The sequence below is a fragment of the Bartonella massiliensis genome (assembly GCF_902150025.1).
Classification (GTDB): domain Bacteria; phylum Pseudomonadota; class Alphaproteobacteria; order Rhizobiales; family Rhizobiaceae; genus Bartonella; species Bartonella massiliensis.
Genome location: NZ_CABFVS010000004.1, coordinates 41107 through 57001, shown reverse-complemented (window position 1 = coordinate 57001; position 15895 = coordinate 41107). Strand labels below are relative to the sequence as shown.

The 15895-nt window shown below is 37.1% G+C and carries 9 protein-coding genes and 1 pseudogene; 5 read left to right on the top strand and 5 right to left on the bottom strand.

The window, feature by feature from the left end:
• Positions 1–65 precede the first annotated feature (65 nt).
• The gene (locus tag FNZ60_RS01530; protein WP_142415997.1) at positions 66–701 is read right to left on the bottom strand and encodes a thiamine diphosphokinase; all 636 of its coding nucleotides are present in this window, start codon (positions 699–701) and stop codon (positions 66–68) included.
• Positions 702–862: 161 nt separating this feature from the next.
• Between FNZ60_RS01530 and FNZ60_RS01525 the strand changes: the two genes are divergently transcribed.
• Positions 863–2428 (top strand): M48 family metalloprotease, encoded by a 1566-nt coding sequence (locus FNZ60_RS01525; protein WP_185913405.1) that lies wholly within the window; start codon positions 863–865, stop codon positions 2426–2428.
• A gap of 384 nt (positions 2429–2812) precedes the next feature.
• Here FNZ60_RS01525 and FNZ60_RS01520 read toward each other — a convergent pair whose 3' ends face one another.
• A complete protein-coding gene (locus FNZ60_RS01520; RefSeq protein ID WP_142415995.1) occupies positions 2813–3724 on the bottom strand; it encodes an RNA polymerase factor sigma-32 in 912 nt (303 codons plus the stop codon).
• Positions 3725–4316: 592 nt separating this feature from the next.
• Between FNZ60_RS01520 and FNZ60_RS01515 the strand changes: the two genes are divergently transcribed.
• The 3 genes from FNZ60_RS01515 (at position 4317) to FNZ60_RS01505 (ending at position 7148) form a co-directional block, all read left to right on the top strand.
• The gene (locus FNZ60_RS01515; protein ID WP_142415994.1) at positions 4317–5897 is read left to right on the top strand and encodes a hypothetical protein; all 1581 of its coding nucleotides are present in this window, start codon (positions 4317–4319) and stop codon (positions 5895–5897) included.
• 21 nt (positions 5898–5918) lie between these two features.
• A complete protein-coding gene (gene fdxA, locus FNZ60_RS01510; RefSeq protein WP_142415993.1) occupies positions 5919–6260 on the top strand; it encodes a ferredoxin FdxA in 342 nt (113 codons plus the stop codon).
• Positions 6261–6563: 303 nt separating this feature from the next.
• Complete coding sequence (locus FNZ60_RS01505) at positions 6564–7148, top strand: CarD family transcriptional regulator (RefSeq protein WP_142415992.1); 585 nt, start codon at positions 6564–6566, stop codon at positions 7146–7148.
• Between the two features lie 159 nt (positions 7149–7307).
• On the opposite strand, the pseudogene FNZ60_RS01500 reads toward FNZ60_RS01505, so the two are convergent.
• Positions 7308–8372 (bottom strand): annotated as a pseudogene (locus FNZ60_RS01500) (YfjI family protein); the annotation flags it as partial.
• A 2320-nt stretch (positions 8373–10692) separates the two neighbouring features.
• On the bottom strand, positions 10693–10872 hold the full coding sequence (gene rpmF, locus FNZ60_RS01495) for a 50S ribosomal protein L32 (RefSeq protein WP_005774555.1): 180 nt from the start codon (positions 10870–10872) through the stop codon (positions 10693–10695).
• Between the two features lie 429 nt (positions 10873–11301).
• Between rpmF and FNZ60_RS01490 the strand changes: the two genes are divergently transcribed.
• On the top strand, positions 11302–12204 hold the full coding sequence (locus tag FNZ60_RS01490) for a polyprenyl synthetase family protein (RefSeq protein WP_142415991.1): 903 nt from the start codon (positions 11302–11304) through the stop codon (positions 12202–12204).
• Positions 12205–14096: 1892 nt separating this feature from the next.
• Here the strand turns inward: FNZ60_RS01490 and FNZ60_RS01480 are convergent.
• Complete coding sequence (locus tag FNZ60_RS01480; protein WP_142415990.1) at positions 14097–15263, bottom strand: MFS transporter; 1167 nt, start codon at positions 15261–15263, stop codon at positions 14097–14099.
• Positions 15264–15895: the final 632 nt, after the last annotated feature.

The following is a 15895-nucleotide window of genomic DNA, read 5'->3' as shown; positions in this document are numbered from 1 at the left end:
CGTTTATGTCAGCACTTAATCACTAAGCCCCCCCCTGCCTTATTCAAAATATTATTGGAAGAGCTTTATGGCATAGGCACAGACGCTAACAATATAGCTTTTCCAGAACCTAAATGGCAAGAAAAGGTTCCACAAATACGGTTAGAAAGTGTTAAAGAAGAGCCAAATGACACATTTTTGTCACAAATTGGCCACTTTACCCCTTTAAGCGTTAAGCCTTTTAAGTCAGAAAAACCGATCAGACTAAACAAACACTCTTCAGGCAAATCATAGGGAACAAGATTTGGCACAACCGGCCAACCTTCTTCCAAACCACTTGTCAACAACACTGAAATGCCTTTTTCAGCCATCATCAACGCTTGCGTCATATGAGAAAGGCTATGATCACTTCGCTCACCTCCCAAAGCTCCACACAAAATAAGCTTTTTAGCGCCATTTTGTAGCGCTCTTTCGCAAGCCAAAGCACTATCTGTCATATCTTTATCAGAGGGAAAAACCTCACGCGGAACATGGTTATATTTGTCTATCAAAGCCTGATCAGACGAATCAAAATCCCCTAACCACAATTCAGGTATCACATTAAGTGCTGCCGCATGGCGCATACCACCATCCGCAGCAATCACCCGACTGTTTTGAATTTGATTCAACAAACGATCAGTGATACAAACATCCCCATTTAATAATAGCGTAAATGTTGTCATGCCATATTTTGCCTTTCACAACCTTCCACAAAATTTTATTCTCTCACATCCTCTTAAATTAAATTTAAGAGCCATTTTTTAGAAACAAAAACCGTGATATAGCCAAACAAATCCTTACCCCTAAAGCTTCTCTTATAAAAACATACGATATAAAAATACACATGAAATTTGCCAAAATACACCGTAGAAACAACATGCATCGTGGTTCAATATACCCCATTTTTCGACGGAATTTTCTTTTTCGCTCGCCTCTTTATAGAGCAGCTTTCATCAGTTTAACGCTTCTCCTTTCAGCGTGTCATACACGCCTTTCTCAAAATGATAAGCTTTCTTCCAATTCTTCTAAAACGATCAAACGTACCAACAATAACAATATCTATGTCACATTAAGCGCTCTGCAACACCCCCGTATTTTGCAAATGTATGGCGGTGCCTATCATGATACAAAACTTGAACGCTTTTTAGCAAAGATTGTCCGTAAACTCACCATTGCATCCCACCATTCTTTTCAAAGCTATTCTGTCACAATTTTAAACTCAGAAAGTGTCAATGCATTTGCACTCCCCAATGGCTCAATCTACATCACCCGTGGTATGCTGGCACTTGCCAATGATTCTTCAGAAGTTGCCGCCATTTTAGCCCATGAGATGGCACATATCAGAGCCAATCATGGCATTTTACGCTTACAAAAAGAAGCAGAGTTGAAGAAGATGACAAACCCTATGTCTTCACATCTTCTTTCTTCTATGGGCACAAAACTTCACAATCCCATGCAAAATAAGCAACAACTCGCGCAATTTTCCCGTAATCAAGAGCTGGAAGCCGATTCCATTGCCCTCGAAATGCTTCAACAAGCAGGATATGATCCATTTGCTTCACCGCGCTTTCTCAAAACGATGGAAGCCTATAATGCTTTTCAGAATATCTCTGGTACCCCAAATACCTCGTTAGACTTTCTAGCCTCTCACCCAACCCCCCCCCAACGCATTCGGCTAGCGATAGAAAAAGCCTGTAAAATCAGTAAACAAAACAGAGGATACACGGATCGTGATTCTTTTCTCAAAAGCATTGATGGCATGACTTTTGGAGGAAGTCTTTATACAGGGTTTGTACGAGGTAACCAATTTATTCACCCACAATGGCGCATCGCTTTTTCTATTCCCAACAATTTTACAATAGAATATTCAGCCCACACAGTTTGGGCAAGTGGCCCCAATAAAATTGCGATTCGTTTGGATGCTGTTGCCCATCCTACTGGAATGTCAGCAAGCGATTATTTGAAAAGTGGGTGGATTATCGGGCTCGATCCATCCTCTATCCGCCCCATCACAATCCAAGGATACCTCCATCAAGGACACTTAAGTCAAAACTTACTTGGAGCACAAGCCCATGCGACCCATGAGCAATGGCAATTTGATGTGGTTGTCATTCTGTTTAATAATCATATTTTTCGTTTTCTGACAGCCGCCCCCTATAATTCTCAAAATTTTGCAGAAATTGCCCAAAAAACAATCCAAAGCTTTCATCCCCTTTCAACTTCGCAGCTAAAAAAATTGAAACCCTTAAAAATCCGTGTTATCCGCGTTAAACAAGGAGAAAATATTGCAAACCTCGCCAATAAAATGCAACACACACCAAACAAAGAAAAACTCTTTCGCATTCTCAATTCCCTCTCACCGACTCAAACTTTACACGCCGGTACAAAAGTGAAAATTATCACCGACTAAGACTCCTTTTTCTTTTTCATCGGCTATAGTCTTGATTCTTTTTCTCACCTTAATCACACCCACCCCAAATCTATTCGCAAATGCAACCAGCTTCATCATGCCCCACGCCCCTCTATGCACTCTCCTTCCTCCAAAAACCTTATCACGGCTTATAGCGTGAAGATCTTCTAAATAAACTTATCAAGGAGAGAAAAACGTTAATTTCCACGCAAGCCTCCTCAAACAAACCTCACCCTCTAATCTCCCTCTGTGCATAAACACAGCTCAATGCAACCCGCAAAGAGAGGCGTATTGCTTGATAAAGCTATAAAACCCTCAAACCAGCTTCATCACGCCCTATGCCCCTCTATGCACTCCCCTTTTTCCCCCAAAAGCCTTCACGGCTTATATATCATAAGCATCTTCTGAATGAATCGTAAGAAGAGCAGAACGTAGTTTCTGTAAAGCCCGTGCTTCAATTTGGCGCACACGCTCTTTCGAAATTCCTAATTTTTCACCCAAAACTTCTAGAGTAGCCCCCTCTTCATTTAAGCGACGAAAGCGAATAATTTCCAACTCCCGTTCGTTGAGAATTTGCAATGCATCGTAAAGCCATTGCGTACGCCGTTGACCATCAATCACTTGCTCAATTAAAGCATCAGGAAGAGGACTCTCATCGACCAAAACATCCATCTTTGCAATAGGATTATCACTGTTTTCAGAAACAGAAACGCTCAAAGAGTTATCTGAACTAGAAAAACGAAAATCCATTGTTTCAACATCTCGTACAGAAACACCGAGTTTTTCAGCAATTGTGCGAAAAATATCCTGTTTTGACAAAGCGCTATCATCTTGCACCAATTTTGCGCGTAAACGCCGCAGATTAAAGAAAAGTGCTTTTTGCGAAGAGCTGGTTCCCCCTCGAACGATTGACCAATTTCGCAAAATATAATCTTGGATAGAAGCCCGTATCCACCATGTCGCATAAGTTGAAAAACGCACTTCCCGATCCGGTTCAAAACGTGCAGCGGCTTCCAATAAGCCCACATACCCTTCTTGTACCAAATCCCCTAAGGGCATTTTGAAACGTTTAAAACGGTTCGCAATAGCAATCACCAAACGCATATGAGCCGCTGCAATTTGATGCATAGCATCATCATCACGTTTGTCTTTCCATCGCAGAGCCAAATCATGCTCTTTTTGTCGTTCAAGATAAGGTGCTTGCATAGCAGAACGCATCATATTACGCCCTAAGCTTTTGTCTGCATCGCTATAATTTTTGCTGCTTTTATAAACAGCATTTGAAAGATTACCCATAATAACCCCTTGCGATTAAAATTATCAAAATTGATTTGGCAACGACATCATTGTTCTTCTTAAAAAAAAGAACGCAAAAGTTGTCCACTTATGCCGCACTACTTTAGCGTGTAATTTTATAATCGCAATTGTTTTTTTCATGATCATGGTAAAACTTTCTATTGTAAGACATAATTTCACCTGCAAAACGCCCCTACAATACGCCTTTTTGCCTATGAAATGTTTGAAAAAAATCTCTCCACTTTTCATGACAAATTTCATAACAAAACAGAAAAAAATAAAATGATCAGACAAAATACACACTGCTTTTTTTGAAGATCGATTCCATTTCCTTTTAAATTTGAAAGAATCTATTTTTTATGCTTTCAGCTTTACATTACAACTAATAAGTGTAATTTACAAATATAAAACATCCAAACTGAATGAAAACTGAATAAAAAAGAAGTATCTAAGTTTTAAAGGCGCAAAAAGAAACATCAAAAAACGACAAGAGTGATTGAAGCAAGCGCAACAAACGTGTTAAAGAAAGAGCAGCATTATGGAGTTGTCGCAAAAGGTTTTTACCAGTGTTGCACTAAGAAAGAAAATGATCATGGATAGCAAAATTGTTCAACAGAACGAGATTTTTCAGGATGATATTCTCATTGAAAAATACGGAAAGGGTAAATTTGAAGGTTTCCGTTTTTATGCCAACAAAAACAATACTGATCAAACAGCTGAGAAGCAACACTCAACAGAGAATGAAAATTTGATTCTTGCGTTTTCCAAACGCGCAACCCGCTTTTGTGCTTGTGCCAATGGCGATTTTACCCTCAGTTCTGATGGCATCGTACGCTGGATTGGTCAACCCGTAGGACAACTTGTAGCAACAGAAGATTTTTTCAATCCAAAGTTGATTATTTTAGCAGATGAACAACTAATTGGAGAATCTCGCGATAACGTCGTAAAACGATTAGAGCGCTTTGTGACCTTTCATTTTGAAACGGCTTTAAAACCCCTATTTGATTTGCGCAATGCCGATAATTTAACAGATTCAACCAAAAATCTTGCCTTACAACTTTTTAACTCTTTAGGGGTTTTACCCCGCCATGAAGTTTTAGACCTTGTCAAAAACCTTGCGCAAGAATCACGTGCTGTGCTTCGGCGTCTAGGTGTGCGTTTTGGTGCTTTTCATATCTATGTTGCAGGAATACTTAAACCCGCTCCGGTTCAAGCCATTACCCTTTTGTGGAACCTTCAAAATGCAGGACAAGACCAAACAGGCTTAGGTGAAATTTTTACGGCGTTATCTGCTGGTCGCACTTCTTTGATTGTTGAACCTACCTATAACCGCCAATTTTATCAATTGGCTGGGTATCGCATCTTAGGACAACGAGCTGTACGGATTGATATTTTAGAACGTCTTGCCAATCTCATTCGCCCTGCCCTTCATTGGAAAAAAGGAAATGAGCCCAAACCCGATGGTGCTTATGATGGCAAAAGTTTTTTTGTCACCCCAGCCATGATGTCCATTCTTGGAGCCAATGGAAATGACATGGAAGAAATCCTCAAAGGACTTGGCTACCAATCATACAGCATAAGCAATACTGTTTTTGAACAAAATCTTCTTGCACTCCAAAGCTCTTTTCCTATCAATACGACAACCCAAGATGTTCCTGAAGCAGAATGTGTTGGCAGTCACTGGCAAACAATCAGTATTGTAGAAACAAGACAAGAAGAAAAAAAACCTTCACCCTTGAATAGTTTATCCTCTCATATTGAAAAATCCTCCCATAAAACCAATGATTTACCAGCAGCTGAACCTGTTGGAAATTTTGCCAAACCCACGCCCCCTCTCGCAGAAGATAAAGTTATTTTATTATGGCATTATAGGCATCCATTTCACCACAATACACAAAAAAAACGTGATAAATCCGGACATAAATGGAAGAATAAACCCAAAAGCGCTATAAAAAAAGGGGATAATGCGAATGGAAATTCCCCTCAAGAAGCCTCTACACAAACAAAACGTTCTCATAAATTCCATAAATCTCAAGACAAGCGTGTGAATCATAAACCCTTTCAAAAAGAAAAGCGTCTTAACCCTGATTCACCTTTCGCAAAACTCGCTGTGCTACGCGATCAACTCACCAATCATAAAAACACACACGCACTTTCTTCTAAAGAGCATTAAAATAATAAATGGAGTTTGATCTTGACCCACGTCGTAACCGACAACTGCATTCACTGCAAATATACGGATTGCGTTGAAGTTTGCCCCGTTGATTGTTTTTATGAAGGTGAAAACATGTTGGTCATTCATCCTGATGAATGCATCGATTGCGGTGTTTGTGTACCAGAATGCCCAGCAGAAGCTATTATACCTGATACAGAACCAGGGCTCGAGCAATGGTTAGAACTTAATCTTCTTTATGCCAATAAATGGCCTAATCTGACGACCCGAAAAGAGCCTCTTCCTCAAGCAAAAGAAATGGATGGCGTTCCAAACAAATTAGAAAAGTATTTTTCAGAAAATCCAGGAAGCGGAGAAGAGTAATGATACAGTGTACAACCCCTTCTTCAACAAGTAAAAGACTTCTCTTGTAAAAATAAAAAATCCTTAAGCGAAATGATTGATTCTTTTGAAGTTTGATGTTAATGTTACTCTAACGTGATCATCTTTCTAAGTATTTTTCTTTGCTTTTTGTAATAAAGCAATGTATTTTTTTTGGATTTAAAGGTACTCAACTTTTATGCTCACTTAATTGGTACAATATACTTGGTTAAAGAAAACTCAACCCTCAGGTTTATAACCTGTTTTCCGATACATTTATTGATCATAAGGGAGTAAATTAAAATTATGGCATCCCAACATGGAACATCTTCCAAGATTAAAGAATTTGCAACTTCTGAATATATCGTCTACCCTACGCATGGAGTAGGACAAATTATAGCGATTGAAGATCAAGAAGTTGCAGGACACAAATTAAAACTCTTTGTCATTCATTTTGCAAAAGATAAAATGGATGTCAAAGTTCCCATTGCAAAAGCCCTTTCCGTTGGAATGCGTAAGTTATCTGCTGGTGATTCCGTCGAACGCGCCTTAAAAGTCTTACGCGGAAAAGCACGCGTTAAACGAACCATGTGGTCTCGCCGTGCTCAAGAGTATGATGCTAAAATCAACTCTGGAGATCTTATTTGTATAGCCGAAGTTGTCCGTGATCTTTTTCGCTCTAACATACAGCCCGAACAATCCTACTCTGAGCGTCAACTTTATACCGCTGCTCTTGAAAGGATGGCACGTGAAATTGCGGTTATTAATAGCCTTTCTGAAACAGAAGCGATCAATCTCATCGAGATGCATCTCTCCAACAAACCGAAGCGCGAATTTAAAACTGAGAGAGATGAAACAGCTGAAAACAGCAAAACTGTCTACGCTGCATAATACACTCTTCATAAAAACAGGATATTTTGATAAAACCAGCAAATGCTGGTTTTATTTTTTATCACCTTCTGTACTCTCAAGGAGAACGTTTCTTGAAGTACCAATAAATAATCTAACTTTTCGTCAAATTTCACCCACTACCACCGCATGCGCCTTATTATCCATTTTCAAAAGATATGATTGTAAACTTGTATAGAAATTTTCCCCTTTGATTGTTTTTTGAAAATTTTCCCACCATTCACGAAACATCTCTTGGGCTTCGGCAGAAAAACGTATGGTAATGGGGTATTTTGGTGATCCTAATGGTTTATCATAAAGAGAACGAAAGACCTCTTGATAATTTTCCCATGCCTTTTGCTTGAAAGGTTTATCAACCCATTCACGTTCTTTTCGTTCATCGGGAAAGACCAGCATTTGAAATCGTTGCAATAAACCATCATCGTTTATTCCACGGTGCATTGCTTGAATGACTGGAATAATTCTGTGAAGGTTGAATGCCCCCAATAACGGAAAGAGTTGCATTAGGAATATGAATGGTTCCACGCTCTATACGGTCATAGGTATATGGCTTATTGCCATTGAAAGCTGTTAAATAGAAAGAACGGTCTGATTGATATTCCTTTCTCTCCAAATTGGCTAAAAAACCAGATAATTCATCACGAACCAACAACAGACCACGGGGGTTTTCTTTTAACAATTCCCCAAGCTTTTCGACCGTGACATCGTTGACAATCAGACGTCGTTTATTAAGCGTGTCATCATCGTCACTTTCTTTGTGTTCAAGAGCTTGAGAAAGAAGAGCAAGGGCTTGTTCCTCGTCTTGATCTTTGAGTGCTTTGTAGGCTTGTTTTTTCTTTTCTCGTTTGTCTAATTCAATCAGAATATCTTTTGTTTCTTGCTGTTTTTTCTGCTTTACCCATTCTTGATGCCATTTCTCTTGAAAAGCATAGAGAGGGGCTAAAGCAGCTTTCATGGTAGGTGTTTTTCATAGGTTGAAGGTTGCGCCACAATAGCCCCCCAGAGATTAGGAACAATTGTCCAATTGGCATGTTGTTCTGGAGCGATACGCACACTATTTCCAATGACAGCAACAAAACCACATAATGCAGAGATAGCCACAAAATCGATAGAAGATTGTTGCATATCAGCAACGTCACAAACATAGTCCATTAATGGTGTTAGGAGCTGAAATATTTTAAAAGGCTCGACGGATAAGATACGCATTGATTTATAATGATAATAAGCATTTTTTATATTCACTCATAAGTCTGAATACTGAAAGATTACATTAAACCCTTAAAATAAATTGCTTACACGTTCAATTCAAAATACTGATTTATAAAGATAATTTACATTTTCTCATCTTGAGTTAACCCCCCCTAATATCGCAAGATTCTTTTATTCTGAATCTATTCCATATTCAATCAATCAAAAACACTCGCTTACCCATTACAAGCGCAGAGATCATGTGAGTAAAAACTTTACATAAAAGCCATGCCTCTTATAAACCGTTTCAAGAGTTAAAAGCTATCCGCAACACCCACGAGCTAGAAAAGTATATGCCAGTGCTCGCGTGCACCTTTATGAAGCCTCAAGACAAAATAAATAAATTTTATATTATTTCATAGGGCTTTACCGTTCTACCATTCACGAAGCACCATCACAAAATGAGCTTAAAAACACATCAAGAAATATTTTCTTAAAAAAAACGTGAAGCTTCCACATCAAATATCTTCTATTTAAGGTATTCTATTTTGTATGAAAAGCATGCCCCCATTAAAAACGAGAAGAATAAAGACATTGAAAAAACTATCCCCTTCTTCTTTAACAGACAGTCCAAATACTTTTGAAAATGATAAGGCTAAATTAAAAAATGAGCGTTGGCATCACCCCTTGCAACATCACATGCAATGTCATATTTGCAAAATGAAGCTTTCTCATTTCAAAAATTATAAGATATATTCCAATATTCTTCACGCCAGTTCGATACATAAAATCTGGAACGACTCACAAAACTCTAAAGTCTCAATCTCTGTCTCAAACATACTGCTAAGGATTATATTTTAATTGACAAACAATAAAAAAGCATAAGCTTAGGTAAAATTTAAGTAAACAATGCCATAAAACCATTCATAAACAAGCTATGAATGAAGAAGACCATACCGACTTTGATAAAATAACTTCAAAACCCATGATACTGGTTTGACGTTTCTTATTTTGACAAGCTGTTCGTAACAAGTCCCTTATATTCATAAAAATAAGAAAAATATATGCACAATTCTTAGCTCAAAAATATGAAAAGAAAGCGCAATTCTCATAAAAAATTTCATGCACCTTTTCACCCAAAAGCACGAACGATTATTAAATGGGCCCCTTCTGTCTTAGAAAGTTTTCTTTTTCTGCTTATAAGACACCCGCAACCATTGAGCCTCCAATATTTTAACACCCCTTCTATTTGAAGGTGTCCATTAGAGGTATTTTTCCTTTCTTATACAATTTTTACCCATAGACCATCCCCACTTACAATGCGCAAGTAAATAAATCGTCCTCGCTTCAGCGTAAAACAGATTTTAAATAAAAAAATAAAACCCTTTCATTTAAAGCGTAAAACAATGAATAATCTTTATAAATCATAATCCTTTTACTGAAAACAGCATGTTATACGATAAACTCTATAAAACTCATTGGCCATTCATCACACATTCCCAATAAAAATACCTCATGCTTAAAGTCTTGAGTCAACCACCCCCAATAACGATATTTTACGATCTCATAGAGTAACAAGCCGACATTATCACACTATGTGCCAGCCTTTGAGTGTTGTGATAAACCTTGGCACTTAAGATGGTTCATATTTGATTGATTTACCATGGAAGAGATTTGAAATGAGAAAATTTTACGATATTTGAGGTTCTAATTCAATATGAATAACGATAAATTATCATGATAAATCAATATCTTGTAGAATACGAAATGGATATCCCCCTAAACTATAACATGAAGTGCGATACAGACAGAATATACAGTTTCATAATTCCAATAACGTTGATTATTTTTATGTTTGTCTTTTACCATCCCTAGAAAACAGCTCTTTAAAAATCTTTTTAAGAAAATAATTCCATGCGTGAGCTAACTTATATCAAGACCCAAGCTCTTAACAAAGTCATCATAAAAGACTCCGCACATAAGAAATCCTTTATAGCCTCTCAAGAAAACAAGAAAATCATCCCCCACAATAGAATCATTTTTCTACAGCAAAGCCCACTCTCTATTCAAGGAAACGCAGAAAATGCACAACTTAAGAACGTGCATTCACCTATAAATCAAAGAAAAGCTCACCAACGCAGAAGAGAAATAAAACTCTAAAGCCTTAATCACTAAAACGGAACGCCCACGAGACATTCCCGTTTTCAAATCAATCGCATGAGAGCGACACAAGGACATATCAACAGACACCTCAAGCCAGAAAATGCACGGCTTAAGAACGTGCATTCACCAATAAATCAAAGAGAAGCTCACCAACGCAAAAGAGAAATAAAAATTCTCAGTCCTTAACCACTAAAACGGAACGTCCACGATACATTCCCGTTTTCAAATCAATATGATGAGGGCGACGCAATTCACCTGAGTTTTTATCTTCGATATAAGTCGGCGCCTTCAGAGCATCAGCCGAACGGCGCATGCCCCTCTTCGCTGGAGAGGTTTTTCGTTTAGGTACAGCCATAAAAAGACACTCCAAATCCATTAAAACAGAAAAAGCAATGTCAAAAATGACAATGCTTCATTTAAAAACACCATAAAATTTTGAGAGCATTATACACTGATAAAAAAGAAGAGGCAATGTCAAAATGATCCTCCTCGTACCAAAAATAATCTTCTTTTTACCAAAAATGATGTCACAACAATTCAGTCAATATCAAAAACACCGAAAAACTTGGAAGTCTTATACAGCAATAAAAACCTTTTCATAAGATGAACATTTAATTTTTATTTGGCTTTAAAAGGGATTTACGCATACAGTAGAGATACGCATAATAAAGAGACATTTATTTTTAATAAAAAGCTACAGCAATTGATGAAAACAAGGAAAAGAGCAACAGCCTTTCTCTTGAAACTTCATAATTTCATTTTTGTCAAAACAAAGGAAGTAAGAATGCACGAATTTACTACCCTTCTTGCAAAACATGGCCACACCGTTGAAAGGCGACTAAGCACACTGTTAAGTGATCACATCCAAAATGGTGAAATTTCGCGCCCTGAAAACTTACTCAAAGCCATGCGCTATGGCGTGCTGAACGGTGGAAAACGCCTGCGACCTTTTCTGTTGATTCAAAGTGCTGCACTTTTTGATATCCCTGTAGAGCATTCACTTGATGTTGCATGTGCCTTAGAATGTGTTCACTGTTATTCGCTCATTCACGATGATCTTCCGGCTATGGATAATGACACCCTCCGGCGTGGAAAACCTACCGTTCACATAGAATTTGATGAAGCAACAGCAATCCTCGCAGGCAATGCTCTCTTGACATTTGCCTTTGAAATCATTGCCCATAAAGCGTGTGCACTATCTACAGATATCAGAATAAAATTGATCACGGCTCTTGCACAATCAGCTGGGCTTGGCGGTATGCTAGGGGGACAAATGCTGGACCTTGAAGCGGAAAAAAAACCGCAAGAAAGTACTGACATCATCACACTACAACGCATGAAAACAGCAGCTTTGATGAGCTTTGCTTGCCAAGCAGGTGCCATCATTGGCAAAGCGTCCAAAGAATTAACGACAAAATTGACGGCTTTTGGAACCTATCTTGGTTTAGCCTTTCAATTAACCGATGATCTTCTTGATGTCACCGCTAACACGCAGACCCTAGGCAAAACCGCTGGAAAAGATGAAACGGCACAAAAAGCAACTTTTGTTCGCCTTTATGGCATTGAAGAAACCCAAAAAAAGCGAAATGCGCTCATCACAAAAGCAGAAACCCTCTTACACCCTTTTGATGCCAAAGCACTCCCCCTCCAACAAGCTGCCCGCTTTAGTGCAATACGCAAAAATTAACGTCATCCACCCTATTACATTCCACTCTGTTATACATATTGTACACCATCATCTTTCTCGTTGAGGATACAAGAAGTTTAAAAAAAACTTACCATTGATCCACATTATATCATCAACCACATCATTAAACGAAGGTTTCAATAATCATATAAACTATTGATTTATAAATATAATATAGCGTTATTCAACTTGAATGAGAGACCCGAAAATCGTAAGACTCTCTCATTTCAAATCTTTTCTCTGTTGGATCGATCAAAACTATTTTCTTACACAATACAAACTGGAGTATGGAAAAAATATTCAAGAAAGAGCTAAATACCTCTTATGAGCCATCTTACATACCAAAGGCTATAACCATTGCAAGCGTGAATGATGGTGCCGATTTGCTTTTTCGAAACACAGAAGCACTTTTACAAAATTATACAATAACTTCAGTTTAATAATAATAATCACTGTAGTCCTTCAGTTTGTCAGAATCTTTATCGCATTTATTCAATTTATTGCATAAAAAATTAAATGAAAGAGTGATTCTCGCGATAAAAAGGCAAGTCCTTATTATTCTATAGAATAACGCAACTTTGCCTCCTCCCCACATTTCAAAGAGCAAGGATTTCCCCCTGCCAATTTATAAACCATCTGGATTCTTAAAGCGGGTACTCACAGCTGCTGTATAGTTCACTGACATAAGGCTTAACAAACAAGCCTTTAAGAATATTCACCACGCACGTAAGACCAAATACGTAGAATTTTAGATCTCTTCACATCACCACACCTCAAACGGCAGCATTTTACGGCATAATAGGATAATGATAAGTCCTTTTTTCAAGCCAAGAATAAATTTCATACTTTAAACGATATTTTTTATAGAGATAAAAAGCACTATTATAACCGAACCTATACCCGTTGCCAAAGTTGGAAAATATGACCATAATGAAAAAATAAGCAAAAATATCATGATAATCAATCGTACCATAACCATTGAATATCTTTCATTTTCTCACTCAATGTTATTTATAAATTCTTCTTGGTTTCATCATGTCATATATCGTATGGAGCTCTTTGCAAAAACGCACTATTTGTTTAACATTTTCACCATGGCCAGCACTCATGCTTGATACGAGATCAATCATTTGTGTTTTGGGACTAATGCCATTCCCACTTGAAGAATTCAGAAACCTTTGCGCATAATCAATCATAAGATCTGTAGAATTCATAGACATATTATAGGCCCAAATAAAATCGCTTTCTCTCCAGTTATAATCATAACACAAACTGCTTATGACATTGGGTAGTATTGCCCATGACATCTCTTCATTATAATCACCACGTAATAAATTAACAAAGCGTCCACATAAAACAATCAGTATATGACGATGTTCTATAACATCAAATTTAGATGCTATATTCTGATAGCCGCGCCTATATATAAAGTTTCTTGCTTCTTCTTGCTTTTGAAAATGTTCAAAAGCTTCATATTTTTCACTGATATATTCTTCGTAAAGTTTATTGTACTGCTCGAGACTATCGACGCGCGTACACCCCCATAAGATTAATACAGAAAAAACGTTATAAATATTGCAAAAGGCGTTATGGATAACGACTTCATCGCTTTAACCTTTTAATAACTATAAATTTGTTTAACTTAACTGTTTCTGATCAAATACATCAATCTGTATTATTTTTATCACTTATGTGTAGCAAATTATACTCAACAATATTGCTACACTTAGCTTTATTTCCTCTTAAAAGAGGGAATATTACTCAAAGTCTCCATCAATAAGTTTATTATTCAACTTTCTCATGCAACATGCAAAACGATGATACGCCTCGATCAAAGACTTTATCGGCTATAACAGCCCATAAAACACACGTGTCATAATACGTTCTCATTCTCACGGAGCTTTTTTGAGAGTTCTTTCTAAAAAAAACACTGCCAACAAGTAAATCAATAAATAAAGAGCAAAAATATAAACGAGTGAGAAAAAACCAAATATATTGACCATAAATGTACTCATGTAAAAAAATACCAACAAACTAAGCCTTCCAACGGTTGACAAAAAAGACTCGTATGTCGCCCTGAAATGATCGCTAATGCTATCATGTAGGAAAATTTCCACACGAAGATAAGTATACTTAATGAGATAAAAAATCATACAGACTAAAAGAATAGCCATTTCTTTTCTTGGTTCAAAGAAAGCCATTGTAAAAATCATTGAAACCGAAAGAAACAACAATAAAACAAAATTTATCTTCTCACTGAGTTTTGTAAAGAGAAAACTCGCCAAGAGCTGAGAGAGCAATATTAGAGAAAACGTTATACCAAGCTCAAAATAAGTGATATGAATATCATAATCTTTAAAGATCCACTGCCAATATTGCGAAAATATATTGAAAAAAATCAATGAAAAATAAAAGCATAAAGAGATATAAGGCACTTTAACAAAAATAGAGATCATCTCTTTGGCTTCACAAATAAAAGAATTTTCTTGAAGAGAATTGACACGACTTGTTTTTTTCGCCCCTTTCAGATCATCAAGAAAAAACAAACCAAATCCCGTTGTCATCAACATTAAAAACGCCGCGATATACCATATATATTGGCTCGAATAATCAGCAAAATAAGCACCGATCAAACTAAAGACAAACATGCCGATGTAATTATATTGCGCGCTGGATCCAAGCACTTTTTTAGTCGATGTCACTTTGGCTTTTGCATATTGAACAAGCAAAGCATTATAAGCCCCCGCAATCAATGCCAGCGACACTGCATTGAAAGATTCTGCCACAAGAAAACCATAAAAGCTTGTAGAAATTCCCATAAGCAAGAGCCATATGGCTGCAAAAGTCACTGCTAAAACGATTGATATTTTATAACTTTTTCGATCGGCAAAATACCCCAAAGGGATATCTGTCACCATCATAGTAAAAGCCTGAAATGACTTAATGATCCCGATATCAATAAGCGTTAAACCTTTTTCAAGCATATAAAAGACAATAAAAGCACCCGTTAAAATTCTTATACCGTTAAATAAAAATCCAAAGGCTAATATACTTGCCATTCATCCCCCACTAACGCCCAAAAGGCACCTGTATACATTTTTTATATCAATATAAAAGCTTATATTTTTATGACAAATAGGGCAATAACCGCTATAGGGATCTTCGGTCCTATTAATTTGATATCTAGAAAAACGCCCGAAAATGTTGGAAAAATTAATAAATCATGTTTTCTCTATAATGTGACATTTGTCAAAATCTATTAAATATTTTTATGGTTTCAAGAACTGCCGACGAGTCAGCAACAACATTTACAGATTTATCAAAGTATTCATATAATTTTGCCTAATAGTCTTAAAAACTCAAATACATCGATATCGATTATAGGCTTCTGATAACATGCATAATAACTGTTTTTGTGACTTAAGATCATAAGCGGGCCACCAATAGCATTTATCATCACCAAAGCAGCATATAATATCAACACATTGATTGAATAAGATAATTCATTGTCTCCTATGTTGAATGAGAATCCCGAATACTATAAAGTTCTCTCATTTAAAATCTCTGTTATACTGGAATCAATCAAACACAATCACTTGCTTGCACGTCATCATAAGCGGGGCGGGCATGGGGGTAAAAATTGTTAAAGAAAGAACAAAAAATAGCTTTTCATGAACCGTTTCAATGCAAA

Bases quoted from the DNA above. Each gene is read 5' to 3' on its own strand.
- FNZ60_RS01505 (WP_142415992.1), top strand. From the start codon at position 6,564: ATGGCATCCCAACATGGAACATCTTCCAAGATTAAAGAATTTGCAACT.
- rpmF (WP_005774555.1), bottom strand. From the start codon at position 10,872: ATGGCTGTACCTAAACGAAAAACCTCTCCAGCGAAGAGGGGCATGCGC.
- FNZ60_RS01480 (WP_142415990.1), bottom strand. From the start codon at position 15,263: ATGGCAAGTATATTAGCCTTTGGATTTTTATTTAACGGTATAAGAATT.
- FNZ60_RS01520 (WP_142415995.1), bottom strand. From the start codon at position 3,724: ATGGGTAATCTTTCAAATGCTGTTTATAAAAGCAGCAAAAATTATAGC.
- FNZ60_RS01525 (WP_185913405.1), top strand. From the start codon at position 863: ATGAAATTTGCCAAAATACACCGTAGAAACAACATGCATCGTGGTTCA.
- FNZ60_RS01515 (WP_142415994.1), top strand. From the start codon at position 4,317: ATGGATAGCAAAATTGTTCAACAGAACGAGATTTTTCAGGATGATATT.
- FNZ60_RS01530 (WP_142415997.1), bottom strand. From the start codon at position 701: ATGACAACATTTACGCTATTATTAAATGGGGATGTTTGTATCACTGAT.
- FNZ60_RS01490 (WP_142415991.1), top strand. From the start codon at position 11,302: ATGCACGAATTTACTACCCTTCTTGCAAAACATGGCCACACCGTTGAA.